Consider the following 26,091-nt stretch of genomic DNA (forward strand, 5'->3'; position numbering starts at 1 on the left):
AAAGCAGGAGCGCTTATCCATGCTAGACACCACTCTTTCTGATCAACAACTGATCGACACCTTCCTTCTCCAGATCTTGGAAAACGAAGCCAAAGGCGTGCTTCAGGATCTGCTCGCTCAGCCCACTCTAGCCATGCAGTTTCTTTTCTTTTCAGAAGAAGCAACCCGAAAGGCCATCAAGCATGTAGTTGGAATATTTGACGAGTGCTACCGAGCAGGGCAACTGAAGGTTGCCATGAGCCATGAAAATGGCTGCCTTTACGGTTATGCGTTGCTGTTCGTTCATCCAGACCCAAACGTTCCACGCTATTGTCACAAAATCTTTGTTTTCCCAGATTTTCGCGGCCACGGTATTGGCTCACAGATTCTCAATGCGCTAATCGACGATCCGCGCGATACCGCCCTGTTGTGCGGCTATGACCTGGTAGATTTTTACGAGAATGCTGGACTTGAGCAAAAAGGCGCATTCGTGGCTCCTGGGAAGCAGCAAGGATTTGCCCTAACTCAAGGAATGTACGCAGACCTGGTTGTGATGGGCACACCAGGAGCAAGTGTGGCGGCAGGTGTATTCATGCTCAACGATGACGACGTAAAGGCCCTATTGGCCTGCGCGTGACTCACCTAAGCCAGCCTGTAAAAAAGCGCCACCCCATGCAATGCATGAACTGCTGATCAAAGCAGGCATCAGAGATGCCTCCAAACGTGACACTCGTGCCAATGAGAGATTGCTGAACCTAATGAAGTACATCCTGTTTTTCGTTGCTGCCGCATCGACTTTATGGCAGCTGAGTTTCCAAAACCACTCTTGGTGGAGTTTTTTTCTGCTGTCAGCGATATCCGTCTCATGGATTCTCGGTACGGTATACACCTATGACTGTATTCAAGCTTTGACTGGACGAAGCTCCCCCTATTACAGGGAATTTTATGGTGAGCTAAAGAAAGATTTCTGTATAGCACTACTCAGTGGCTTATCACTTACATTCATTATAAACATCTCTTCGGCTGTTTACAGCCTGTCAAGCATTGACATAGCTTTTGCTGGCTTTCCATTTTTATTGTTAAGCGTGTATGACAGCTTTGCGTTGCAAAAACGAAAGATCGTCGGTGTTCGACTTCCTAAGGCTATGACTCGCTCCATGATTGGGCTTCAGCTTTTCATCATAGGCATATTTATCTATTACCTAATACAGATCAGCTCCAGTGCATTCGCGCCCGGAGAATCCCTGTGGATTCAGATAACGCTCTTATTGACTGCCCTATGTCTTTGTGTGTTTTCACACCAGATGGTCTTCATTCTTACAAAACAGAGAATGGAGATCTCCCCTGCAATACTTGGAATATTTGAAAGTATTAAAATGAGCAAAGGCATTTATAGGCAGGCTGGTGTAATGGCAGAGCAGTGGAACAAAATTGTATTTGATAAGAAGCTAGAGCAGCGTAAGAAAAAAGCTAAAAAGCACAAGCGCTGAAATATCCGGGCTGCTGTGCACCCACCAAGTAATGGCCGTAGCCACTGACCTGTTTCTCATGGGGACCGGCCACCGCTTTGTCCAATACTCCGCTCCCGAGAAAATCCCGTTTAGCGGATTCCATTGGAAATGGACTGCTCCGCGAAAGCATTCAGCGATGTCCCTCATCCACGACGGGAGACCGTAACTGAGCAGCCTTATGGGCAATCTTCACGCTCTGCGTTAGGGACCATGACTAACTGCCCTCAGTTGGATTGCAATTTCAGAGGTGTCCGAAGAGCATAAGGAGATAACCGGTGAGAGCCTGCCCTTGCCTCCCCCGATGTCTTTCAGCCACATATGGAGCAACAAATGTACTGCACCCATTGCAGCGCATCCCACAGCGAGCTTGATCGGTTCTGCAGTCAGTGTGGAAAAAGCCTTGCTGACTCGACCCAGCACTACATATCCACTACCGGCGACCGCAGCTTCAACTCTGGTCAACATAACGTCTTTACCGGAAATACGATCAATCTGGAAACCAGTCGAAGTGATCCCGAGCCGCAGGCCTACATTGATCGAGTCAAAACTCGCCCTCTGACGGTTGCAGGGCATCCGATCAAAGCCGCTTGGATAACGTTCTCAGGCGCCCTTGGAATGGTGGGAAGTGTCGCCAGTATCTGGAGCGTATGGCAGTCGACAACCCAGTACTTCTTGATATTCCTGATGGCATTCAGCATGGTAACTCTAGTGGTGGGCATGGGTCTGAGCCGTCAGCGTTTTACACGACTGTCTCAATTTCTCACTATCGAGTCGAACAAAGCAGGCGATGTGTTTCTGACCAAAATCGAGGGCAAATGTCCCAAATGCGACGGCGTTTTGAAGCTGCGGGATATTGGAGAAAAAGAGCCGCGAGCGACAATCGTGCGATGTACTCGAAATCCTGATCACTCCTGGCTGTTCGACCCGACAGTTCTGGGTGAGCCTGGCGTCGAAGACTCTCATTAGTCGAAGTGAGTGGCTTAACCCATGACGGCTGTTCATAGTCGAAAAGATCAAATGGCCAGCGCGTATGAATAACCATGATGTCTTAGCCTGTGCCTTTTTACTTCAAGAGCAGCGACGATGGGCCCCAAGGTGCATATTCACGCTTGCGCGGAGCTGAGCGAGGCGGTGACAACCCAACCAGCTCAGGCAGAGGACGTATGAATCAATACCAAGGAGCAGTATTTTTCGTGGATATGCTGGGGGTCGGCGCGCTGACGCAGAACCAGGTGACCCTAGGTGAGGGTGATTTCAAAGCCTGGGGAATGAGCCCATCCATTTCTCCATCAGCGAATCTATTCTGCGGGCAGCTACTTACCACATTTCGATCTTGCTTAGCAGCAGTCAGGACATCCCATAAGCAGGTCAAGATTGCTCAGCTATCTGACTGCGCATACATCTGGTCCGAGAATGTTCTCGCGGTTTTGGATGCGGCTCGCGCATTCATGTGGGAGTCAGTCAACGCAGGCCTGCTCTCTAGAGGTGGAATTTCATATGGGGAGATTGTAGAGCCAGACAAGATCAATCGCGCGATCGGCCATTTCATTTTAGGCGGTGCAGTTACTCGGGCCGTAGGGCTGGAAAAAGCGGGAAAAGGATGCAGAGTTTTTGTTGATGATTTGATCCATCTCCAGATACAAAAATCCGATGCTGTTCGCTTCAAAGATGAAGCTTTTAGCTCACTTAAGAACCCGCTTGACGGAACAGTTGTTAGAGAGTTCTGCTGGTATGCAACAGGTGGAAGCGTGGCAGATTGGTCGAACGAACCACATGTTGCCGCGACAAAGCTGATCACCATTCTGACTAAGCTGCAATTTTCTCCACGCTTCAGCTGGAACCAGGCTAATCAGCATGGCCGGATTCAGCTAGCTTGCAGCGTTGACTTCATCTCCGCCGCCACACCCACCTTCATCGGCAATGGAAATTACATGCTGAAGGGGGAGGAGTATCTTCTGCAGCTAGAAGCTAATAATGATCGTTTCGCGTCGAATTTCCAGCAAGTTTTAAGCGCGCGGCTGGCAGACATCGAAAGATTTTTCGTCGATGGGATTCAGAAAGACCCAATGCAGCGATGGATTGAGCGACACAGCTAAGACCCGAGATTGCGATGAGACTTACTCCTCGCCTACCCAAAGCTGCTTTCGGCGGTGAAAGCCACCTAGCCATGCTTACGCGTCGGTCCGTTATTTTTCGCTCTACTTGATCTTCCCAATCTGAATGGATAATTTGGTGCCGTCCTACCTGCGACTGGGCGAGTAGCTAACCGGGACACGATCGCTGTTTTACCAAACCTGCATCTTGGCTTTCTAAATCAAGGCTGACAGTAAATATAAAATCTAGCCTGCGTGTAGCGCGCTGACTGTCTCCTGACTTAAGGAAGCTTCGCCATGCCCGATGTTATTGACCAAGCTGTAGCGTTTTTGCGTGCGTATTATGCCGAGCAAGGCATTCTCATCCGCTCTGCTCATGCGCACGCAGCGGTGGCAAATTATCTTGGCTTCAATTCCAAAATTGCACTCAAGAGTGATCACGATTTTGACTCGCACGATCAGAACCTGATCGCCTACCGCAACACGACACTGAAACTCCTCCACCAGCACATCCCCAAGATGAAGCCCACGCCACTCCAGTCATTGGACGTAACTGAGCTTGGGCTAGTCATCCGTGCCGGGTTGATGCCCCCTTGCCAGGCTTGTGCGGTTAGGGCACCCACTGTGCGGCACTTTGTCGGTGGTGCCGATCATCCGCATGGCTGGCTTTGCCACCAGTGTTCTGACGATTTTGACATCAACTTCACATTCAAATGGTTGGAGCATGCGCCAGCGTTTCCTGAACGCGTAGCGCATGTGAAGATTAGCGTTACACCTCCGCGCAATTTGCCCGAAGAAACCCTCCAGCGCATGGTGTTTGTGCTTCCAGAGTTCTTCGAAACTCCGCCAGATGGCTATGAATCCGAACCTATGCGTGTCGACTCGGCCTATTTCAATCGTGTCACTGCAGTCGAGCAAGTGGTCGATAGACGCAAAAGCCAGCGTCATGTACTGAGCTATCACCTCGTACAGAACGCATGGCTGGGTACCGTTTTCCACTACCGCGGCACTGTCGATCGGCAACAGTACGAGGCAAAGATCAAGGCAAAAATGCGCGAAAACATCATTGGTACCGTGGTGCGTTATTTGGCTGGCAGCCTGCCTGACTCTCGCTTGCTCAGCAAAGAAACACACCGTCATTATGTAGACTCTCTGCCTACTCATATCCCCGAAATCTGAATGTAGATTCAGTTAACCAAGTGCCTGCGAGGATGGGAGGTACAGCATTCATCTCCAACCACTCAGCCACAGCTACCTAGCCATAATGGCCAGGTAGCTGCGTGAGCGCTCGGATCGTTCTCGCACTCAAGCGAAGCGGTCGACGGCGTTATCTGAGTGAAGGGTGAGAGCGAGCCCAAGTTGCACCATCCCGGCCGGCGCAGCGTCTAGAAAAAGTACCTTGGGGGTGAGCCTTTGCATGACGACTTCAACCAGAGAGATCGAGCGAGCGAGAACGAGCTCGGTGGGCCAATGCTTCGCACAGCCGCCGCTCTGAGCGAATGCCGTAGCAATAGCCCATGATCAGCATGCGGATCATCAGTTCAGGATCAATCGACGGACGCCCGATAGGGCTATAGAAATCGGCGAGGTAATGGCGCAGGTCACTCAGATCGAGACACTGATCAATGCTGCGCAGAAGATGATTGGCTGGGATGTGATCCTCAAGGTTGAACGAGTAAAACAGTCGCTCCTGCCCACTCGATAACTGTCCCATCATGCTCTGTGATCCCCCGCCGGCCAATGAAGCAATTTTGCCGCAGGTCAAACAGGGGAGCTACTTTTTCAACAGAATCGGCCAATAGCTGCCATTGGTTAAGAGATTTGTAAGCCGGACATTTAGCCGTGATTTGTCCAAAGACTACTTTTAATTTTGTTTCGGCTATGCCATAGGACGACTGCGGGGGGCGCAATACTGAAGAGCATTGCGAGCTGCCAATGGGCGGGGTACTCATCGAACTTCGGTCACCACTCATTGAGCGCCGGTATCAAGTGGCCCTCACTGATGTATGGGCCACATCAGGACCAGTGGCACAGAGGCCAAGACCCAGTCTGCACATCGGCCTCACCGCCAGCCAACTGCAGCGAAGAACGGGATGTTCACGGTTCGTGACGAGCTTGAGATGGCACAATGGGTGAGCGAGGCGCTCCGGAACCATCTGAGGGGCAACCTGTCGGTACCCAAGGCCATTTTCAGCCAGCACAAAATTGCTAGGTGAAGAGACGCCCAGCGTCGCGACACCTGCCACTGTTTATGGTGATTAGGTCAGTGCGAGCCTATTCTAAGTCAGTAACCATTCCTTGCAGGCTTCTGTGCTATAAAAGCGATACGAATGTGGGAGCCTGATCGTCATGCCGGCTAATGAAACGCAAAACTCCGCAAAGCCAAGAACGACAAAGAAGAACAGAACAAATGATTTGTGTGTAGCCTATCTTCAAACTAAGTGGCGGGCTATATTAACCACAAGATTTTCCTATTTTTTTGATAAGTCTCCGCAAAGTGGTCAGCGCATGGAGCTGATAATAGACTGTATGATAAAAAGTCTAGAGTCCCTCTTCTTGAGGTTTTCGAATTTAAAGGATACTCAGTTCAATACGCAAGTCATGCTGCCTGATGTAGGTGCATATTCCCAGCGAATGGCGGAGATGCTATTTTACTACAGGCTTTTGGGGATGGGCTTCGGCGACATTAAAAGCAAGGATGCTGGGCCAGACTTTGTTGCCACGAAAAATGGTGAGACTTTTTGTTTTGAAGTGGTCACGCCAACCCCGCAAGATTCTATCAGAGAACTTATTGGGCGAAGCAAATTAGCGCCTGAGGAGCGGGATTTAGTATTTCGTGAGCGTTTGTTATCAGTCACATCAGCTATCAAAGACAAATTGGAGAAGTTCGAAGCTCATAAGTCGGCCGGACACGTACCAGAAGGTGCCCATTACATAATCGTTGTCAATGATTCACTGCTGCTACCCTATGACCAGCCCTGGCATGGAGTGCAAGCTGAGCTTTGCTTTGGTGACAGTACTCTACCGATTGCCGTGGATGCGACGCTTGGTTCTGGAGACATCGATTTCACTGATATTCTCGGTGAAGAACTTTCGGAGGATGATGGCGACGAGTTTCAAAACCTCGTAATGAGGAGCAATTACGGAGTTTCTATCAATGGAGGAGCGCCGGCTACTCCAGGGGACTCTTTGTTACGTGTAAAAATCAGGAAGAAAATCCCAAGCAGAAAGAGCACCGGCACCGTCATGGTCGATATAGCTGAGTCTGTAGGTGTAGCGGGGATTTATCAGATAACATTGCGGGAGGACCTGATGTTCTACCATTCTTTTAGGTCTGGTCAGGCCATAATGCCCGCTTCCGCACTGATCAGCTCGGTGAAAAATAAACAGCTGGTCAGAAATTCAATATTTTTCACATCAACATATGCTAAGGATGAGGATCTAGTTCAACCTCTTATGTCTCCTGCGCGTATGTTAGGCTACGAACCACACGATTTTAACAACCAGGCTGTTTATGACAAATTTTTCAAACCTGTTTTGGAAGGTGGTGAGTTTTATAGGTCGCCTGAATCTCAAGGTTAGTCGGCAATTGAAGCTCACGGCAGCGTTGATGTTGCAGGAATCAGGGATGCAAGTTGTGACAATTGCATTTCCTAACCAATTACTAGCAGTCACGGATGATATTACATCATGCAGATGCATATAGCCCGACGCATATCTGAAGCCATTGGTAGTTGGCTACACATGGAATTTTGCTGTTATAGAGCAGGACTGCTTTCCGAAAGTTCGTTGAAAGCCGCAGTGGGCCAGGTTCTTAGTTCATTCCCAATACTAGTGAAAGGTGAGCGTGTTCACGCAGATTTTCCTCACGCACTCTTGAATCCTACTGCTCAATCCGGCCGTAAGAGAGAGCTCGACTTTGCACTAGTTCTTGCTGGTAGGGGGCTGCCAAAACGAAATGCCCAAATTGCCGTAGAAGCAAAGTGGGCAGGTTCGTCGCATTGCACTCCATCGAATATCGTTCAGGATTTTTTGCGACTCTCTGAAATTAAACGGGGAGATCCCGATACTGTTTGTATTTTCGTGCTAGCAGGATCGCATCTGCAGGTATTTAAACTACTGAGTGGGATGCCCTTTGCGACGTCGGGCAACATAAATACCGGGGTAGGCTCATCCGGCAACGAGAGAAGACTGAAACCTAATCATACAAACATGGATCATCGAAATTGCTTCTCTGAACCAATTAAGAAATTGTCCTCTGCTGGCTTTACTATTCCGGAGTCGTTTGTTTGCCAATCACACGGCATACACCCGCTTCAAACAGCTGGCGGTACCGTGGATTTTCAAGCGATAGCCTGGGAAATAAAGTCTGTTTCTGCAGCCAATCTCAATATCAAAGTTTGGTAGAAAACGCCTTACCATTCGTTCAAGTCGACCCGCGAAAGCGGGCGGCTGAATGCCTACGTCAAGAAATGAGCACTTTTGGCCGATTTCTGCCTGTCATGACTGGCAGAAATCGACCTAAGGCTGTCATCCCAAAGTCTACGAAAGCGGGTGGGATGCTGTACGTCCCTGACGGACTACGTTGGATATCACGATATCCAATCGGTAGCACGCTACATCAAGAGTTACACACCACTTGGCAATTGTTCGCGCCGTGCGTACAAAGAGAGCATTAGAACCAATTCAGGCCGTTTGTAGTACAACAGCTCGCGGCGAAAAATGATAGGCATCGGCCAGTTGAAGCTTGAGCAGGCTGCCTTTACATTCGGCTCGGATGTATTACTCTTGCGCTGGGCTTCAGGAAATCTAGAACTCCTCAGGCTTAAGCTTAGTAAATATGAGGGTTGGGAATGACTAATACAGTTCTTTATGGGAATGGTCTAAACAGACTTTCAAGTAATGCCGTTAGTTGGGACGACTTACTGGATGAACTAAAGGGTTCGAATGGTTTTGATAACGGTCGACTGCCATATACCATGGTGTATGAAAGAATCTTTATGGGGATGCACAAGGCGGACGAGAAAGATAAATTCGATGAATTGGATCTAAAAATAAAAATCGCTAACTCTCTCGCGGAGCAGGAGTCGAATGAAATTTTCGAATTGCTAGCGAATATGAATTTTGAAAACTATCTTACGACAAATTATGACTATGCTTTCGAAAAGGCGCTCGGTGTCCTGCCGGAAATATTAAGCACTGAAGACATCTACAGCTTGCGAAGGAAACGTAGATATAAGATTGGTGATGACGTAAAACAACTTTGGAATATTCATGGGGAGATTGATAACCCCAAGTCAATTATGCTTGGCTTAGATCACTACTGCGGGTCCTTAAGCAAAATAGATTCGTATGTCAAAGGAACGTACAAGCACTTTGTTGACGGGAAACCGGTCCAAGTTGCGCCAATGAGAGATAAGCTGAGGGATCAGGAGTTCTGTCACGCCTCTTGGGTAGATTTATTTTTTTCCTCAGATGTTCATATGATCGGTTTCGGCATGGATTATAGCGAGACAGATCTATGGTGGCTTTTAAATAAAAGAGCTCGGTTCGCTGCCGAAAAGCTTGTAAAAAATGAAATATATTTCTACTCAAACTACTTGGATAATGAGAAGAAAGGTTTGCTGGAGTCCTTTGGTGTTAATTTTGTACTCGCAGAGATTAGTAGTGGCGATTATAAGAGTATGTATAGGGCCACCATTGAAAAAATGCTTCCTTTATCGGTCTCGGTGCGAGCGGCATAGTAATCATGGGCACCAACTTCCTTAGGGTCAACTATTAAGTATCGAATTAGATTACTATCGATTACCACCCGGTCTCTAACAGAGATATGCTGACGAGATCGGTCGAGGGGGGGATGGTAATGATGCAGGGTCTTTATAAGAGCCCTAACGTACTGAATGTTCTTGATTTTTGCATTGTCCGCGCAAACTAGGCTTTTCTATTGCGTGCATATGTTGGCGTCATTGCGCCACTGTTTATAGCGTAGACTTTTTTTGCGTGGCCCTAGATTAATAGATTCTTAAGAGATACCCAAATGGTCGACAAGACGCACATCTGTGAGCTTTGTGCTAGTGATAACGAATTGAGATTAGAGATTCAAGAGAGGGGCGTCCCTGCTAAAATTTGCCCGACTTGTAAGAGAAAATGTGTCCGAACCCTTAGTGCAGAGGATAGAAGGGTCAAGCAAATAGTTAGAGCTCTAATTAGAGTCAATTATTCCGAATGGCATTACAATGATCATATTGGAGGAAGTTCGCTCTACAGCCTGATATCTAAGAATGAAGTGGTATTTAGTTTTGACAAAAATCTTAAATGCCCTCTTCCTGATGAAGTTTGGGGAGCAATTGAGCAGGATCTAGGATGGTATCCAGAGTCTGAAGAAGATATTACTCTAGGAGGCGGCTATTGGAATGGTAGTATTCTTGATGCGATACGTGGAAATCATAGTGGTTTTGTGAATGGACTGGTAAATAAGGCATTGCAAAATAACTATTTTGAAGTAGAGCCAGCAGTAAGAGAGAAGATCAAGACTCTTTCTTCTTACCTTGTTCAGACTATTCCCGCAGGAGCAGAATATTTTCGAGGTCGTGTTGGTGTTCGCTCGCGGCTTTCCCCTGTTTTTATAGAACCTGGCTATCCGCCAGAATATAAGTATCAGGCTTACCAATCAACGGATATTGATCGCCCACCGTTGCATCTGGCAACTGAAGGACGATTCAATCGCACTAGAGTTTCGATTTTGTACTTGGCGTCTGACTCCAATACTGCTGTGTCTGAACTTCGCCCAAATCCTGGGCATCTTGTTTCAATTTCAAAATTTCGTTCCGTTCGCGACCTTAAGATCGCAAATTTTTCAAGTTTTGATGTGCGTAATTTTCTTAGTGATAGCAAGCTTGAGCAGTTGAGGGAAATACTGTCTATTGCTGATATATTGAATGTGCCAGTACTGCCTGAGCATCGGTATCTTTACAGCCTTACTCAGCTATTTGGTGATGCTCTGCGGCTTGAAGGATTTGATGGCTTGACATATAAAAGCAGTGTCGGGGAGGGGGTAAATTTAACTTGTTTTGTTGCTGACGCTTTCATTCCCATTGCTGGCAGTGAAGCTGTTTATGAGATTTCCTCTCTGCGGTATGATGTGAAGAGCATGCCAGTAATTGGTGAAAGTTATGATAAGTTTGAGTACCAGCATGATGAAGATAGTCCACTTTCAACGCTTTTGCATAGTATAGCCAAAAAGAGATAATGCACTTTGATCTTCTGACTCCAGAAAGTTCTGTGGAGAAGTTCACGCTCCGGCACGGAAAAGATTATGGCTTAACATGTTCAATTAAAGTAATATTTTCTCCTTGCCCATTGTTGACAAAGCTCCGTTGAATAGCGTTATAAAATTTGGCTAGCGCTATCTGGCAGCGCTTTTTGGTTTAACAACATCCGAGTGATAGTGTCGAACGGAGCAGGAACGCACTCTGCCTATGAGGGCCGGTTCGATCTGCCATAGGCCTTGGTAAAATTCTTTGGCGCGACAAGCAGCAATCTGGCGCTGGCTGTGCGTTCTAGGCAGATGTTGTTGGCGCCGATGTTGAATTGACCCAGTTGCCGAGATTTCACTGACCTAGTCTGATTCGTCGAGAACTATTGACTATGGCGGGTTTTTGCCTATTTGGAGGTGGGTCAGTCTTGCGTCGGCATATAGTTCGATTCGGTATCGGCCTCAACAATGCCGCTCTGTCGAGGCCAGCCCGCACCAACGTCGCTACCAGCCTTTGTCCCGCTGAAGGCTGCACCTAAACGGCCATCCGACGCTTCTATCTGACGAGCAAGCCTTACACAAGTACGTAGGTCGGCGTCGCGTCAACATCTGTGACAATCTTTATTGTTTGCAGCTGAACCATTTATTTGGAAATTTGAAGATTTGTGACAAGCTTTATTTGCAAAGTGTTATTTGAGTAATGCCCTACAGGCTTCGGATTAAGCAGGGTGCTGTGACAATCTTTATTGTTTCGTCACAGGATGGCTGTCCAGGCCGAGCAGTTGCTGATGAAGTATGCGCTGGGCCATTAGATTTTCAGGGCGTTGGCCAGGCGCAACATAGCTGCTTCGATTTCATACGCAGTCAGGGAGGAGTAGCCCAGCAGCCAGCCCTGTTGTTTCGGTTCGCCCGCGTATAAGCCACTGAGGCCGGACAGTTGCACGCCGGCAGTGGCGGCTTGACGGATGGTTTTTTCCTCGGACCATCCGGCTTTCAGCAAGCAGGGGATTTGCAACCCGCCCGGTGGCAATTCGGCGGTGACCACCGTGCTCAAGTACTTGTCGATGGCGTCGTACATGATCGACCGGCGTCCGGCATACAGCTTGCGCATGGCCCGGACATGCGCGTTGTAATGGCCGTCCTCCATAAAGCGCGCGAGCGTCAGTTGCAGTGTTTGCGGCGTGTGGCCATCCATCATGCTGCGCGCATAGGCAAAGGGCTTGACCAGCTCGGAGGGCAGCACCATGTACCCCATGCGCAGGCCGGGGTAGAGGGTCTTGCTGAACGTGCCGATGTAGAGCGTGCGCTGATACTTGTCCAGGCCCTGCACGCATGCCGTGGGTTGCCCGTCGTAATGGAACTCGCTGTCGTAGTCATCCTCGATGATCCATTTGCCTTTTTGCGCCGCCCAATTGATTAACTCAAGACGCCGCTCCAGCGGCAACGTAGCACCGGTGGGGTACTGGTGCGAGGGCGTGACATACACGCAATTGGCGCCGCTACGGTCGGCGTATAGCAGGTCGGTACGGATGCCCCGTTCATCGACATCAATCGGCAGCACCTTGGTTTCGGCGATTTCGAAAGCCTTGCGCGCGCCGTAATAGCCAGGGTTTTCCAGCAGGATCGGCTTGCCGGCGTCCACCAGCAATTGCGCGCACAGATACAGCGCCTGACGCGTACTGCTCAGTACCAGCACCTGGTCGGGGGTGCACTTGGCGCCGCGTTCGAGGTTCAGGTAGGTGGCAATCGCTTTGCGCAAGGGCTCGGCCCCTTGTGGATCGCCATGCAGCAGCACGCTCGCGCGATAGTCCTTCATGACCTGGCGCTGCAAACGCTCCCAGACATCCGTCGGGAAGCTGCGGGTTTCCGGCAGACCGGTGGCGAATGCCTTGATGACTTGCTGATCGCGCACGCCGCCGGTGTCGAAGATCATCCGCCCGCGTTGGCTGAGTTCGGCGCCCGGTGCGGCGACGCTGCTCTTGGCTTCCTGAGCCCTGAGGCGTCGGCGGCCAGCACCACGCAATTCAGCGCCCACTGTGTCGCAGACATAACTGCCGGCGCCTTCGCGGCGCACGATAAACCCGTCCCGATGCAACTGCACATAAGCGTTCTCAACGGTGTCGCGGGCGCAGCCCAGTGACTTGGACAGCACCCGTGTAGCGGGCAATTTCAAGCCGGGGCCGAGGGCGCCGTCGAGAATCAGCGCACGTAATGCGCGCTGGATGCGCTGGTGCAGATCCAGCAGCTGAAACTCGGCATCGTTGAGGCGCATCCTCAGCGTTTCCAACTCGAAGGTCTTTGCCATGTGGTCTGCTCTCTTTCCATGAAATGGCAGGTAAAGCAGGCCAGTCTATCCGTAGACTCTGGCCCTCGCCAACCCAGGGCTTTACCTCGGAGATGGCGCGCATGACCGAGCCGAGCATTCAAAGTGGTCTGGTCTGCTGTCTTAAAGCGTAGGGGTAAACCAGCCACTCAACGGCTATAAATGACCGCTTACCAGCGGCCGGATTCATCATCCAGCAAGGAGCCAAGACCTATGTCACCTACTGAACCCCTCTCGTCCCTGCGTCTGCGGGACCTGCTGCACCCGGTGGTTGCTGGGTTGATTTCGGTGATCGTCAATTACGGCGGCACCTTCATCCTGGTGTTTCAGGCCGCCAAGGTCGCAGGGCTCAGCCCTGAATTGACGGCATCATGGGTGTGGTCGGTGTCGATCGGGGTAGGGGTGACCGGGCTGTTCCTCAGTTGGGTGAGCCGCGAGCCGATCATCACCGCCTGGTCGACCCCGGCGGCGGCTTTTTTGATCGTCGCTCTGGCGACCACGCCTTATGCCGAGGCCATCGGCGCTTACATGATTTCGGCGGCAGCGTTCGTGCTGCTGGGCGTGTCCGGCTACTTTGAAAAAGCCGTTCGGTTGATCCCGCCCGGTGTGGCAGCGGGCTTGTTGGGCGGCATCCTGTTGCAGTTCGGCATCGGTGCGTTCGCCAGCATGAGTATCGACCCGTTATTGGTCGGGGTGTTGATCGGCGCCTATATCGTGTTCAAGCGCTTGAGTGCGCGCTATGCGGTGGTCGGCATTCTGGTGCTGGGGCTTGGCTTTCTGCTGATGCAGGGACGCGTGGATTTCACGGGACTGGCGCTGGAGTTTGCGACACCGGTGTTCACGCCCCCCGAGTTCTCGGTCAATGCGTTGTTGAGCGTGGCGTTGCCGCTGTTTCTGATCACCCTCACGGGGCAGTACATGCCGGGCATGCTGGTGCTGCGCAATGACGGGTTCCACACCAGTGCCAACCCCATCCTCAGCGTGACCGGGCTGGGTTCTTTGCTGATGGCGCCGTTCGGTTCCCATGCCTTAAATATCGCGGCCATTACCGCCGCCATCTGCACCGGCAAGGAAGCCTCTGAAGATCCGTCCAAGCGCTGGATCGCAGGCGTGGCCGCGGGCATCTTCTACATCCTGGTGGGGATTTTCGGCGTGACCTTGGCAGCGGTGTTCATGGCCTTCCCGGCGCCCTTTATCACCACCCTGGCCGGGCTGGCCCTGTTGGGCACCCTCGGCGCGAGCCTGGCCAATGCCATGGCGGACGTGAAATCGCGGGAAGCGTCGCTGATCACGTTTCTTGCCTGCGCGGCCAATATCACTCTGCTGGGCATCGGCGGCGCGTTCTGGGGACTGGTCATCGGTCTGGCGGCCTATGCCGTGCTCAATGGGCAGTTACCACGTCGTGAAAAGGTTGCTGTCCCACAGGCCGAACCGGTTGCAGCGCCCACCGAAGGAGTAGCCAACTGATGCCTGATCAAACCGAAGACCTCAACGTCCTGCATGCGCATCATGGTCGTTATCCACAGGCCGACAGTGTCGAAGACTTTCGCCGCAACCTGGCCGCCGTGCAGCAACGCATTGTCGAGGCGTGCCGTCGGGTAGGACGGGACCCGGCCGAGGTGCGCGTGCTGCCGGTCAGCAAAACCTTTGATGAAGCTCATTTGCGCCTGGCCTATGCCGCCGGTTGCCGCCTGTTGGGCGAAAACAAGGTGCAGGAAGCACAGCGCAAGTGGGAAGCCATGAGCGACCTGCAAGACTTGCAATGGTCGGTGATCGGCCATTTGCAGACCAATAAGGCCAAGCAGGTCGCACGCTTTGCCAGCGAGTTCCAGGCCCTGGACAGCCTGCGGGTGGCCGAGGCGCTGGACCGTCGCCTGCGCATCGAAGGTCGGCAAATGAATGTGTTCGTCCAGGTCAATACTTCCGGCGAAGCCAGCAAGTACGGGCTGGCGCCCGATGACGTGGCGGCTTTTCTCGAGACCATGCCCGCGTTTCCGACACTGCGGGTTCGCGGATTGATGACACTGGCGCTGTTCTCGGCCGACGCGGTGCGGGGGCGCCCATGCTTCGTCCGGCTGCGTGAATTGCGCGACCGCTTGCGCCAATGCGCCCCTGATGGGGTGTCGCTGCAAGAGCTGTCGATGGGGATGTCGGGTGACTTTGAAATCGCCATTGAAGAGGGCGCGACCGTGGTGCGCGTCGGACAGGCGATCTTCGGCGCCCGAGCCATGCCGGATGCGTACTACTGGCCGACCGCCGATGCCAGCTCTCGGGCATGCAACGCGCTCTGCAACTCCGGAACGGAGGCCAGCGAAGCTGCGCTCAAACTGGCCCGTCTGCATGCCAACGCCCGGCAGGTGGCCCGGCCGTAAATGTTGGACATCGCCGCACGCATTACACGCCTGCTGTCACCCGCCGCTTGAATTCTCGACCAAGGACACTCTGCATATGTACGACTCGACGCTGACCCTCAACGCTTTCGATCCTGAGCTGTATGAATCGATTCACAACGAAGAGCATCGCCAGGAAGACCATATCGAGCTGATCGCCTCGGAAAACTACGCCAGCCCACTGGTGATGAAAACCCAGAGCACAGTGCTCACCAACAAGTACGCCGAAGGCTACCCCGGCAAGCGCTATTACAGCGGCTGCGAATACGTCGATGTGGCCGAACGGTTGGCCATCGAGCGGGTCAAGGCCCTGTTCGACTGCGACTACGCCAACGTGCAACCCCATGCGGGCGCCCAGGCCAACGCGGCGGTCTTCCTCGCACTGATCAACCCCGGTGATACGGTGATGGGCATGAACTTGGCCCAGGGCGGTCACCTTACCCACGGCAACCCGGCCAACTTTTCGGGGCGTCACTACACCATCGTGCCTTACGGACTGGACCCGAAAACCGGCTTTCTCGACTATGACGAGATGGAGCGAATCGCACTGCAGACACGCCCCAAAATGTTGATCGGCGGCTTTTCCGCGTATTCGCGGTACAAGGACTGGGCATGCATGCGCAGCATTGCCGACAAGGTCGGGGCTATCTTCTGGGTCGATATGGCCCACGTCGCCGGGCTGGTCGCCGCGGGCGAATACCCGGACCCGCTTCCCCATGCGCATGTGGTCACCAGCACTACGCACAAAACCCTGCGCGGACCACGGGGCGGTTTGATTTTGTCCAAAGGGCAGGATGAAGCCTTTTACAAAAAGCTCGATTCTGCAGTGTTTCCCGGGGTGCAGGGCGGGCCGCTGATGCACCAGATCGCGGCGAAGGCCGTGGCCTTCAAGGAAGCGCTTGCGCCGGAATTCAGCCTCTACCAGACCCAAGTAGTCGCTAACGCCCGGGCCATGGCTGGGGTGTTGCAAAAGCGCGGGTACAAGATCGTTTCGGGCGGCACCGACAACCACATGATGCTGATCGACCTCTCCGACAAACCCTACACCGGCAAGGATGCCGACGCGGCCCTGAGCAGTGCCTATATCACCGCCAACAAAAACTCGGTGCCGAATGACCCGCGTTCACCGTTTGTAACATCCGGCCTTCGTATCGGTACCCCGGCGGTGACCACTCGTGGGTTTGATGTGGAAGCCTGCGAGCAAGTGGCCGGCTGGTTGTGCGACGTACTGGATGCCCTGGAAAACGGAGGCAGCGCCGAGGTCGGACACCACGTGCGCGAACAGGTTGTGGCGCTGTGTCGTCGTTTTCCGGTCTACCGCTGAGTCAGGCCCGGCCACTGTCTATCGGGTGGTGGCCGGGTGTGCGGCTGTTTTATCAGGCGATCCCCTCTGCCATGCCTAAGGCACAAACTCCACCCGCAAGCCCCGACTCGCACTGCGGCCCTGATCGTCACTGACCCGCAACCGATAATCCCCCGACTTTCCCGGTCGCCAATTCAGCGTGGCCTGTGGCGGGCCCTGGCCGATCAACGTTTGGTCAGCAAACCAGTACAGGGTCACCGCGTCGCTGGCCGCGTTCGCGTTCAGCGGGATGCTTTCCTGGGGCTGGGACAGGCGCAGTTGGTAACTCACTTGGGTCAACGGCGAACGAATCTGCGGCGCTTCGCTCTGGTCGCTGATGCGGTTGGGCTGGCAGTTCTTCATCACGTTGGGCGGTGTGCGGCGCGGCAGGCCGGCGGCGCGGTACAGGCGTTGTACGTCGCTGGGCCAGAATTCGAAGACTTCCTCGCGGGTGTATTGCGCCTCGAACGGTGGGCAAGCGGCTTTGCCGGTGCGAGTGTCGATAAGTACCGGGCGGTGCAGGTTGGACACGCGAATCGGTGAGACGCCTGGGATGTACCAGGTCTTGCGGGTTTGCGGGCACCAGCGGTTGGGCAGTTCGCCGGAGGCGGCGCAGACGTCGATGCGTACCAGCCCGGCGGGCGGTTTGTCGGGTTTGATCACCACGTTGGGCAAGGCCAGGGGCAAGGCGTCGGCGATACGGAAGAACAGCGGCGCGGCGGTCTTGGCGCCGATAAACGCCGGGTTCGGGCGACCGTCGAAGTTACCTACCCACACCACCAACACATACGGACCCACCAGGCCGGCGCTCCACGCATCATGAAAGCCCCAGGACGTGCCGGTTTTCCATGCGGTGCGCCAATGGCGCGCGGGCAGGCCATCCGGACGCGGGTTGCGGCGCAGCATATCGCGCACCATGAAGGCGGCCTGAGGGGTGAGCAATTGCGCCCCTGTGGATGGCGCTTGTTCCTGCACATAGCGCAACGCCCGCAGATGCCCGTCGCCCGCTAGCATCACGTACAGCCGCGCCAACTCTTCCGGAGTCATTTCGCCGCCGCCAAGGGCGAGGGCCAGGCCGTAATGGCTCTCATCGCGCAGGCCTTTGATGCCGGCGCGTTGCAGCAAACCATACAACGACGGCGACTTGACCTGGCTGGCCAGCCACACCGCCGGGATATTGCGACTACGGATCAAAGCATCCCGCGCCGTCAGCGGGCCGACAAAACTGCCGTCGAAATTTTCCGGCTGGAAGTAGCCGAAGTTACTGGGCAAATCCTTGAGGATACTCATGGGATGGATAATCCCTTGGTCCAGCGCCAGCCCGTATAGAAACGGCTTGAGCGTCGACCCCGGCGAGCGTCGCGACAACACGCCATTGACCTGGCCGTGGATGCCTGTGGATAAGTAATCCGCCGAGCCCACCAGCGCCTTGACGCTCTGGTCGCGGCTGTCGATCAGGATGGCCGTGGCGTTTTCCACGCCGGTGCTGCGGCGCTCGGCGATAAAACCGCTGATCAGACGTTCCAGCAATTGCTGGAGCGGCAGGTTGAGGGTGCTGTTGATGTGCGTGCCGGTCTCGGAGGCCAGCAGCTGTTCGCTCAGGTGCGGCGCCAGAAACGGGATCTGCTGGCGATTGCGCGCCTCCAGCGGCAGGTCGAGCAGACTGTCGTTGCGCGGGTCTTGTGGATAAGTCTCGCGCCAGTCGGCCATCAAGCGCAGCCGTGCGTTTTGTAGCGGCGGCCCGAAACGCGCACGCCGCCCCGGTTGCTGCGGAATCACCGCCAGCGCCAGCGCTTCGGATAGTGACAACTGCGCCGCCGATTTACCGAAGTAGATACGACTGGCCGCCTCGGCCCCCTCGATATTGCCGCCCATGGGCGCCAGGTTGAGGTAGGCCTCAAGGATGTCGTGCTTGCTGTAGCGCGCCTCCAGCCACAGCGCCAAGGCCATCTGCTGCAACTTGCCCGGTACCTGGCGAGTGTTCAGGTCCCACAGGCGCCGCGCCAGTTGCATGCTCAGGGTCGACCCACCCTGGCGCTGGCCGCCACTGTAGGTAGCAAGGGCCGCGCGCAGCAATGCCGGGGGATTGATCCCCGGGTGCCAGTAGAAGTTGCGATCCTCCTTGAGCAATAAGGCTTCGATCAATGAAGGCGATATCCGCTCCAGCGGTAGCCATAGACGGTATTGGCCGTCATCCGCCAAGGTCATGCGCAGTAGCACGCCGTCGTCGGCCAGCACCACCCGCGATGAGGTGACGGCCTGTTCCAGCGGGGCATGGGGCCACAGGCGCAGCCCCGCCAGCACCACCGCCGCTGCGAGCAGCGGCGTCAGGCGCTTAAGGCTTGGTAATTTCAAGCTGGCCTACTTTGCCGCGCCCTTGCAGGGTGGTTTCGTACATGCCTTCGGCGTAGGCCGGCGGGGTATTGAAGGTCCCCGCGTTGGTGGCGCGCACGCGGTACACGAAGGTGCCTGCGTCACGCAGCGCAGTGCCGTACAACACCACTCGATCATCGCGTACGTCCACATAATCCGGCTGCCAGTTACTCAGCTCGGTTTCGCCGATGGGGGCTTGCCACGTGTCCGCCTCTTGGCTGTCTTCACTGGTTTCGACGTACTCGGCGTCGTCACCTTCGCCTTCACTTTCCTCAGTGCTCGCCGATTCCGGCTCCGGCGGCAAGTTATACACAGGCTCGACGCCGCCAGGCAGCAGATCGACCACCGCCACTTGCTGCACTTGGTCACGGTCAGTGGCACGCAGACGCAGGCGCACCAAGAATTCATCGCCCACGGCCACCTTGCTTACGGGCTCGCCCTTGAGATCGAGGTACTCGTGGATGATTTCCAGGCCATTGTTGATTGGCTTGAGCTTGGCACCCTTGTCGAAACCGGCTTCGCTGAGCATGTAAAACGCCGCCGGGCCGTCAGACTTCTCCATCACCAGCTTCTTCGTGGCCGCCGGCACGGCAGCCCGCGGCGGCTGGCCGGCCATCTCCAACAGTTGTTGCTGCTTGTCGCTCAACCAGGCGCTGGCCTTGAGGGTCATGTCGCTTTGCGCCCGCTGGCCGTAGTTGTCCAAGGCGCGCAGCAGCAGGGCGGCCGACAGCGAGTTGTAGCGCTGTTCGTTGAGGCGCTTGCCGAGTTTATCCAGCAACGCTGTCGGTACGTCGTCCAGCATTTGCGGGAAGTGCCGGGCCAGCAGGTGCAGGTGTTCAGCATCGTGTACCAGCGGGTCGTAATAAAGGCCGTCGCTGTCCCACTTATCCACAAGGGCGCGCCATGGGATTTTGCGGAACAAGGCATCGGCCTGACGATCCTGTTTGAGCAACTTGTAGCTGGCGGCCAAGTAAGCTGCGCCCAGGTCGTTCTGCCAGGTGTCTTTGAAGTAGCTTTCGTAACGTTCGCGGATATCGCTCAAGGCGCCGCTGACCAGAATCCCCTGACGGCTCAAGAGGTAACTGGCGTAGGCGCGATTGCGCAATTCCGACAGGCCCTCGCTAGGACCATTGGCCAGGTCTGTCAGATAAGCATTCGAGCGAACCAACAGGTCTTCCGGTACCGGCAGCCCGCGCTCCTTGGCTTCGATCAGGAAGTCGGTGGCGTATAGGCTGGCGTACGGCGCCACGTCGGGGTTGGCAGCCCACAAACCGAAGCCACCGGCCTGGTTCTGGCGCTGGCGCAGCATGCGTACCGCACTGCCGAAGGCTTGCTCAGCCTCCGGTGCCGTGCGGCCCCAAATCAACGCCGGCATGGCCTTGGACACCAATTGCTCGGTGCAGGCATAGCCGTAGTCATCCAAGTAATGCTTGAGGCCGTTGGCCCATACCAGCGGCGAAGCAGCCACGCCCAGTTGCACGTCGCGCAGTTGGCCGAACAGTTCGCGGGTCGGTTTCAGTTCTTTGCTGGCGCTGTCGAAGCGACCCAGGCTCAGGGCCACGCGATGCTCGCTCAGAGGACGGACCGACGTGGTTTCGGCCACTTGAATACGTTTGCCGTCCGGCAGCACCGCGACAAAGCGCAGGTCTGCCGAACCCAGGGTTTCGCCGACCTTGATCTTGAATTCGGCGGTGCCTTCCTTGCGCGGTTGCAAGGACAACGTGCTGCCCTTGTCACCCTGTACCACCAGACCGGTGCTGGTTTGCAGTTCAAACTTCACGTCCGCCGCCGCGTCGAGATTGCTGAACACCCCGGCGCTGACATTGAACACGTCACCCGGCGCCACGAAGGCGGGTACGTTTGGCGTGATCACGATGGGGCCGCGCACTTCGGTGTTGGCTTCGCTGACGCCAACGCTGTCGCTGTCCACCGCTACCGCGAACAGGTGCAACTTACCGTTGAAGCTGTCCGGCACCTGGTAGTGCAGCATGGTTTCACCGGCCGGCAAATCCACCAGGCCGGACCACCAGGCCACTGGTGGCTGGTGTTTGCGCTTGAACGGGTTGAGATGATTGGCCAGGGCGCCTTCCGTATCGCCACCGGGCGCCGCGCCACTGAGCAGGCGGCTGAATTCCGGCAGGATAAGGTCAAGGATCTGACTGGTGCCGACCTCCAACGCGCGCTTCTGGAAGAAGAACCCCAGCGGGTCCGGCGTCTGATAGCGCGCCACCTGCAAGATGCCTTCGTCCACCGCGTACACCACTGCACGGCCCGGCCGATCGGTGCTGACTTTGATGTCCAATGTCTGCCCCGGCTCGATCTTCGCTGGGCCTTCCACTTTCAACGCCATGCGCCGTGCATCCAGGTTGATGCTGAACGGCACCACCCCGTAGGACAACGGGCTCATGTACACCTCCGGCGAGCCCATATCGCGTACGAACTGCACGTTAACGTAGGCATTGCCCTCGAGGCCCGCAGGCACGCGGACATGTTGCACGCTGGTGGTGCTGTCGGCCTTGAACCACTGCTGGGTGTAGACCTTGTCGCGTTCGATGGTGATCAGACCCGCCCCGGTGTACGGCGCCCGCAGGCTGATAGCGATCTCGTCACCGGTGGCATAGCTGCGTTTATCCAGGCGCAATTGCAGTTCGGCGTTGCGCTCCAGAGAGCGTGAGGTATTGCCATGGCCAGCGACGCTGTAGTCGATCTGGTTGAGCAGGTTGCCGTTGGCGTCCTTGACTTGCAGGGTGAAGTCGCCCGGTGTCGCGGTGTTCAACGTCTGTGTGGCGCCGTCCTTGGTCATCGCCAGCGGTGAGGCCGGCTGGCTGATGTTCTTGATGCGCGACTCGTACTTGTAGGTACCGTTGGATTGTTTCACCAGCACCGAGACATAGCGGTGCTCGACCACTTCGCTGGTCAGGCCATCCACCGCCAGCGGCGTGAGGTCCGGTGCCACCGCCAGCCATTGCACCTGGCGCGGCGCATCCTTGGCGACGTACGACAGCGAATCCTGACTTTTCACACCCACCAGGTAGGGCGCGGACGACACCAGCAAGGCACTCTGCGCTGCCACATTGCGACCGCCCTCGGCTTCATACACCTGGGTCATCACTTGCAGGCGGTAAGTGCTGTTGGCGAAACGTTGCAGGTTGAGGTCGAGCACGGCTTGGCCGTTGTCGTCGAGTGTGCTTTCGGCGAGGTCTTCGGTGCTTGCGTCTTCCAGAGAGTCGTTAAGACGGAAGCGGTAATCGGGGTAGCGATCAAAGGCCGCGAGCGTCGGGCTCAGGGACATTTTGCCGGTGACGCGACGGTCCGCCGCCGGCGCGCCGAACAGGTGCATGGCAGTGACCTTGGCCACCACTTGGTCCGGCGCAATCCAACCCGCTACCGGGGTGTCGTGCAGGCTCAGGCTGACTTTCATGCGGTCCGGTTCGAAGTCACGCACCTTGAAGTTGACGCTGCCCAGGTCGGTGCGCGTCTGTTTCTGGCCGATCAGCTGCAGCGTTGCGGTGTAATCCCCGGCGGGGGCGACTTCGCTGCTGGGGAAATCAAAACTCTCAAAACCGCTGGCGGACAGCTTCAGCGGCTGGCGGATCACTTCCAGGCCGCGTGGATCGGTGATTTGCAGTTCCACCGGCAAGCCTTGCAGGGCGCCTTTCCAGTTATCACTGCGCACGATCATGCCCAGGTGCGCGGTTTCGCCGGGCCGGTACAGGCCACGGTCGGTGAACAGGTAAGCGCTGAGGCGATCGATCGCACCGTCTTCTTCCAACCCGCCTACATCAAAACGCGATAAATCCAGTTGTTGGGACTGACGGGCAATGGGCAGGAAGGACTGGTCATTGCCGCGAGTGACCACATACATCAGCGGCGTTTTCTCACGGCGCAGTTCATCGAGCTTGGCGAAATGCGCGTGGCCTTCGGCATCCGAATGGCCACTGGCGACCGGCAGGCCGTTGCGACCAATGATGTCGACCTGCGCATCGGCCACCGGAGAACCGTTGCCGATGGATTGCACATACACATCGTGGCTGCCATCGCTGGAACGTTTGGCGATGATGCCCAGGTCGGTCACCACGATAAACCGCAGGTCGCGGGTGCCGCTGCGGTCATAGTCGAAGGTGCGTTCGGCCTGTTCATCCTGGGGGCTGAGCTTAAGTACAAAAATACCGCGCCGGCCGCCGTTGGCGGTGAGGTAGTGGCTCAGGTCCACATTGTCGTAGACGGTTTTGGCCGGGTCATTGGACGACAGGGGAATGTCCAGAGCCTGACGCTCGACCATGCGATCGAAGTACTCATTACCAAAATTAGGGCGGGCGAAGCTGCCGCTGCTCTGGTCCACCAGGTGCTGCAGTTGATTAGGCAGCAGGCGCGCAATTTCCACATGGGCGCCGGGCACGCCACGGGCCATGAAGCCCAAGCGCTTTTCGCCGTTGAGGCTGAGCAACGCGCCGTCGGACAGAAACTGCAACGTGCGCGGATACGCCGGCATGCTTATCAGGGACGCCGTGGGATTTTTCGCCAAGTAGCCGCCGATAGCTTCCAAATTGGCGGGTACGCGCACATAAAGGGCCCGGCCGGCCGGGGCCTTGAACTTGAACGCGTGCAGGGTGTTCAGCGGTTCCACGCTGGGCACGTGGGTGAGGCTGACTTTGGTGCTACGGGCGAGCAGGGCATCGTCGATGTCGACGGTGGTGTAGGGACGGGTATCGTCCTCGGCTTTTTCCGGCAACAGCCAGGCCTGCACCTTACCGGCGATGGTGTCATCGGCTACGGCGCTGGAACTGCTGAACATCAGCACCGGCTCCGGCTCGCCGCGTGCGTTATCCACAAAGCTTACTTCGGCACCGGTAAACGTCAGGCGATAACGCCCGGGCACGGTCACTTCCGCTACCAGCGGTGCAGTGCTGGCGTTGCCACCGTCGCGGGCCTTGATGCCTTCATCCAACTTGGCACTGACGGGCGTGCTTTCCAGCGGCGTGGCCAGTGCGGCGGAGCGCACATAGGCGTTGAGTTTGTGCTCGTCGAAGGTGATTTCCGGGCGATTGGGCAGCTGCGCATCACGGTACGCCAGGCCTTTGCCGAGGATGACCGACACGCGCTTACGTAGGCTGTCTTCATCTACCGGGTGGGAAAAATGGAAGGTGGCTACCAGCTGTTTTAGCGTCGGGTTGGACGGGTCTTGATACAGCTCGTTTTGCGCCAAGGTGGCGCGGAAGGGCTGGGTGGAAAACTGGCTGCTATATTGGCTGAGCAATACGCCATCGGCCAGCAGGTTTTTCTTGGCTAGGTCCAGGGTGTAACCCGCGTCTACAGGCCAGTCTTTCTCCGGTACGAACAACAAGGTGTGGTCATCGGCCCAGCGCCAGGTGCCGGCCACGGCAGGTTTGAGGCTGATGCCTTCGCTCACCGTTTTGCCGATGGCCGGCAACGGGGCCACCGATTCGGCAAAACGCACCTGCAAGTTATCCACAACGGGGGATGGCTGTGTGTAGTCGGTCAAATTAGGTTTGTGCAGTGAATAGCCCACGGTGTGCGGCTGCGGCAGGTTGGAATACCACTGCCAACCATAAAAGCCCATGGCCGCCAGCAGCATCAGGCCCAAAACCCCAGCACCGGCTTGGCGTGGATAAGCACGCGCCCTGTGGCCCAGATTCGCCAGGCCATGGCCAATAGCACGCAGCCAGCGCGGCGGATGCCACTGGCCAAACACGGCCCCCACCAGAGTCAGAAACACGCCCACAACACGGCGGCTGATGGCTTTAAGCGAATCGAACATGGTGAGCATCCCTGGCTGAGTGCGGCGTATCTTACACGGGTCTTTGTAACAAAAAGTGGGAGGGTTTTACCCCTCCCACTTTTTGATCATTGGCTGTTTAAGTGCGGTGATGTCAGGTCCACCAGTAGCGCACCAGATGAAAGAAAATCGGCGCCGCAAAACACACCGAATCCAGCCGATCCAGCATACCGCCATGACCTTCGATCATATGCCCCCAGTCCTTCACCCCCCGGTCGCGTTTGATCGCCGACATCACAATCCCGCCGGCGAAGCCGAGCAGATTGATCAGCAAGGCGATCAGGAATGACTGCCACGGGTTGAACGGCGTGGTCCACCACAACGCCGCGCCGATCAGGGAGGACAGCAGAATCCCGCCGACAAAGCCTTCCACGGTTTTGGACGGCGACAGGTTGGGCGCGATCTTACGTTTGCCGAATAACTTGCCGCACACGTACTGCAGCACGTCTGACAGTTGCACCACGATCACCAGGTAGGCGATCAGCAGCAAGTTGCGGCCTTCGTAGCCGGGAATGTCGAGGGTCAATAGCGCTGGCACGAACGACACGCAGAACACCGCGATCATCAGCCCCCACTGCACTTTCGACGCGCGCTCCAGAAAGTGCGTACTGTCGCCGCCCAGGGACGCGAGGATCGGCAGCAGCAGGAACACGTACACCGGGATAAAGATCGAGAACAAGCCGTACCAGTCCGAGTAAATCAGCAGGTATTGCAGCGGCAGCGCCAGGTAGAACGCGGCCACCAGCGCGGGGTAGTCGCTGCGTCGGGTGGGCGTGAGGGTCAGGAATTCGCGCAGGGCATAGAACGACACGGCGTAGAACAACAGGATCACCGCGCCGGTGCCGAGCCAGAAGGCAATGCCGATCACCACCACCATCACCCACCAGGCATTGATGCGTGCGTTGAGGTTGTCGATCACCGCGTTTGGCGTGCCACGGGTGCGCAGTTTGAGGATCAGCCCGATCAACGACGCCAGCACCAGGATCGCGCCGATCCCGCCGAACAACATCAGGGTTTGGCTAGGCATA

16 protein-coding genes and 1 pseudogene are annotated in these 26,091 nt (G+C 55.7%); 12 read left to right on the forward strand and 5 right to left on the reverse strand.

Going from position 1 to position 26,091, the window contains the following annotated elements; translation table 11 throughout:
* Nucleotides 1-19: 19 nt before the first annotated feature.
* From YA0848_RS25880 to YA0848_RS25900, 5 genes are all read left to right on the forward strand, one after another.
* Nucleotides 20-616 carry a GNAT family N-acetyltransferase gene (locus tag YA0848_RS25880; RefSeq protein WP_184316036.1) on the forward strand — a complete coding sequence of 199 codons (597 nt, stop codon included), beginning with the start codon at nt 20-22 and terminating at the stop codon, nt 614-616.
* A 40-nt stretch (nt 617-656) separates the two neighbouring features.
* A complete protein-coding gene (locus YA0848_RS25885; RefSeq protein WP_130184106.1) occupies nt 657-1,469 on the forward strand; it encodes a hypothetical protein in 813 nt (270 codons plus the stop codon).
* 351 nt (nt 1,470-1,820) lie between these two features.
* Complete coding sequence (locus YA0848_RS25890; RefSeq protein WP_130184107.1) at nt 1,821-2,456, forward strand: zinc ribbon domain-containing protein; 636 nt, start codon at nt 1,821-1,823, stop codon at nt 2,454-2,456.
* A gap of 197 nt (nt 2,457-2,653) precedes the next feature.
* Nucleotides 2,654-3,586 (forward strand): hypothetical protein, encoded by a 933-nt coding sequence (locus YA0848_RS25895; protein ID WP_184316034.1) that lies wholly within the window; start codon nt 2,654-2,656, stop codon nt 3,584-3,586.
* Nucleotides 3,587-3,880: 294 nt separating this feature from the next.
* On the forward strand, nt 3,881-4,762 hold the full coding sequence (locus YA0848_RS25900) for a hypothetical protein (RefSeq protein ID WP_184316032.1): 882 nt from the start codon (nt 3,881-3,883) through the stop codon (nt 4,760-4,762).
* A 295-nt stretch (nt 4,763-5,057) separates the two neighbouring features.
* On the opposite strand, the pseudogene YA0848_RS25905 reads toward YA0848_RS25900, so the two are convergent.
* Nucleotides 5,058-5,300: pseudogene (locus YA0848_RS25905) on the reverse strand (transposase); the annotation flags it as partial.
* Between the two features lie 632 nt (nt 5,301-5,932).
* On the opposite strand from YA0848_RS25905, the gene YA0848_RS25910 reads away from it, so the two are divergent.
* The 4 genes from YA0848_RS25910 to YA0848_RS25925 all read left to right on the forward strand — a co-directional run bounded on the left by YA0848_RS25910 (nt 5,933) and on the right by YA0848_RS25925 (nt 10,832).
* Entirely contained in the window at nt 5,933-7,165 is a 1,233-nt protein-coding gene (locus YA0848_RS25910; RefSeq protein ID WP_184316030.1) for a hypothetical protein, read from the forward strand.
* A gap of 108 nt (nt 7,166-7,273) precedes the next feature.
* Nucleotides 7,274-7,990, forward strand: a complete 717-nt coding sequence (locus YA0848_RS25915; RefSeq protein ID WP_130184111.1) for a hypothetical protein — start codon at nt 7,274-7,276, stop codon at nt 7,988-7,990.
* A 446-nt stretch (nt 7,991-8,436) separates the two neighbouring features.
* Nucleotides 8,437-9,327, forward strand: a complete 891-nt coding sequence (locus YA0848_RS25920) for an SIR2 family protein (RefSeq protein WP_184316028.1) — start codon at nt 8,437-8,439, stop codon at nt 9,325-9,327.
* Between the two features lie 293 nt (nt 9,328-9,620).
* Nucleotides 9,621-10,832 (forward strand): RES family NAD+ phosphorylase, encoded by a 1,212-nt coding sequence (locus YA0848_RS25925; RefSeq protein ID WP_184316026.1) that lies wholly within the window; start codon nt 9,621-9,623, stop codon nt 10,830-10,832.
* Between the two features lie 814 nt (nt 10,833-11,646).
* Here the strand turns inward: YA0848_RS25925 and pdxR are convergent.
* Entirely contained in the window at nt 11,647-13,143 is a 1,497-nt protein-coding gene (pdxR, locus tag YA0848_RS25930) for a MocR-like pyridoxine biosynthesis transcription factor PdxR (protein WP_034101586.1), read from the reverse strand.
* A 231-nt stretch (nt 13,144-13,374) separates the two neighbouring features.
* Here pdxR and YA0848_RS25935 point away from each other — a divergent pair, with 231 nt between their 5' ends.
* The 3 genes from YA0848_RS25935 to glyA all read left to right on the forward strand — a co-directional run bounded on the left by YA0848_RS25935 (nt 13,375) and on the right by glyA (nt 16,875).
* The gene (locus YA0848_RS25935; RefSeq protein ID WP_034101585.1) at nt 13,375-14,628 is read left to right on the forward strand and encodes a benzoate/H(+) symporter BenE family transporter; all 1,254 of its coding nucleotides are present in this window, start codon (nt 13,375-13,377) and stop codon (nt 14,626-14,628) included.
* Complete coding sequence (locus YA0848_RS25940) at nt 14,628-15,533, forward strand: YggS family pyridoxal phosphate-dependent enzyme (RefSeq protein WP_232925186.1); 906 nt, start codon at nt 14,628-14,630, stop codon at nt 15,531-15,533. The genes YA0848_RS25935 and YA0848_RS25940 overlap by 1 nt, the downstream gene beginning before the upstream one ends.
* A gap of 76 nt (nt 15,534-15,609) precedes the next feature.
* Nucleotides 15,610-16,875, forward strand: coding sequence for a serine hydroxymethyltransferase (gene glyA, locus YA0848_RS25945; RefSeq protein ID WP_034101584.1), 1,266 nt, complete (start codon nt 15,610-15,612; stop codon nt 16,873-16,875).
* A gap of 75 nt (nt 16,876-16,950) precedes the next feature.
* Here glyA and pbpC read toward each other — a convergent pair whose 3' ends face one another.
* The 3 genes from pbpC to YA0848_RS25960 form a co-directional block, all read right to left on the reverse strand.
* Nucleotides 16,951-19,248 carry a penicillin-binding protein 1C gene (gene pbpC / locus YA0848_RS25950; RefSeq protein WP_184316024.1) on the reverse strand — a complete coding sequence of 766 codons (2,298 nt, stop codon included), beginning with the start codon at nt 19,246-19,248 and terminating at the stop codon, nt 16,951-16,953.
* Nucleotides 19,229-25,045: an alpha-2-macroglobulin family protein gene (locus YA0848_RS25955; RefSeq protein WP_184316022.1), complete on the reverse strand. Its 5,817-nt coding sequence runs from the start codon at nt 25,043-25,045 to the stop codon at nt 19,229-19,231. Before YA0848_RS25955 ends, pbpC begins: the two co-directional genes overlap by 20 nt.
* Before the next feature lie 112 nt (nt 25,046-25,157).
* A complete protein-coding gene (locus YA0848_RS25960; protein WP_034101582.1) occupies nt 25,158-26,090 on the reverse strand; it encodes a phosphatidate cytidylyltransferase in 933 nt (310 codons plus the stop codon).
* Nucleotide 26,091 lies beyond the last annotated feature (1 nt).

It is taken from the genome of Pseudomonas sp. S4_EA_1b (assembly GCF_016307435.1).
Taxonomy (GTDB): Bacteria; Pseudomonadota; Gammaproteobacteria; order Pseudomonadales; family Pseudomonadaceae; genus Aquipseudomonas; species Aquipseudomonas rhodesiae.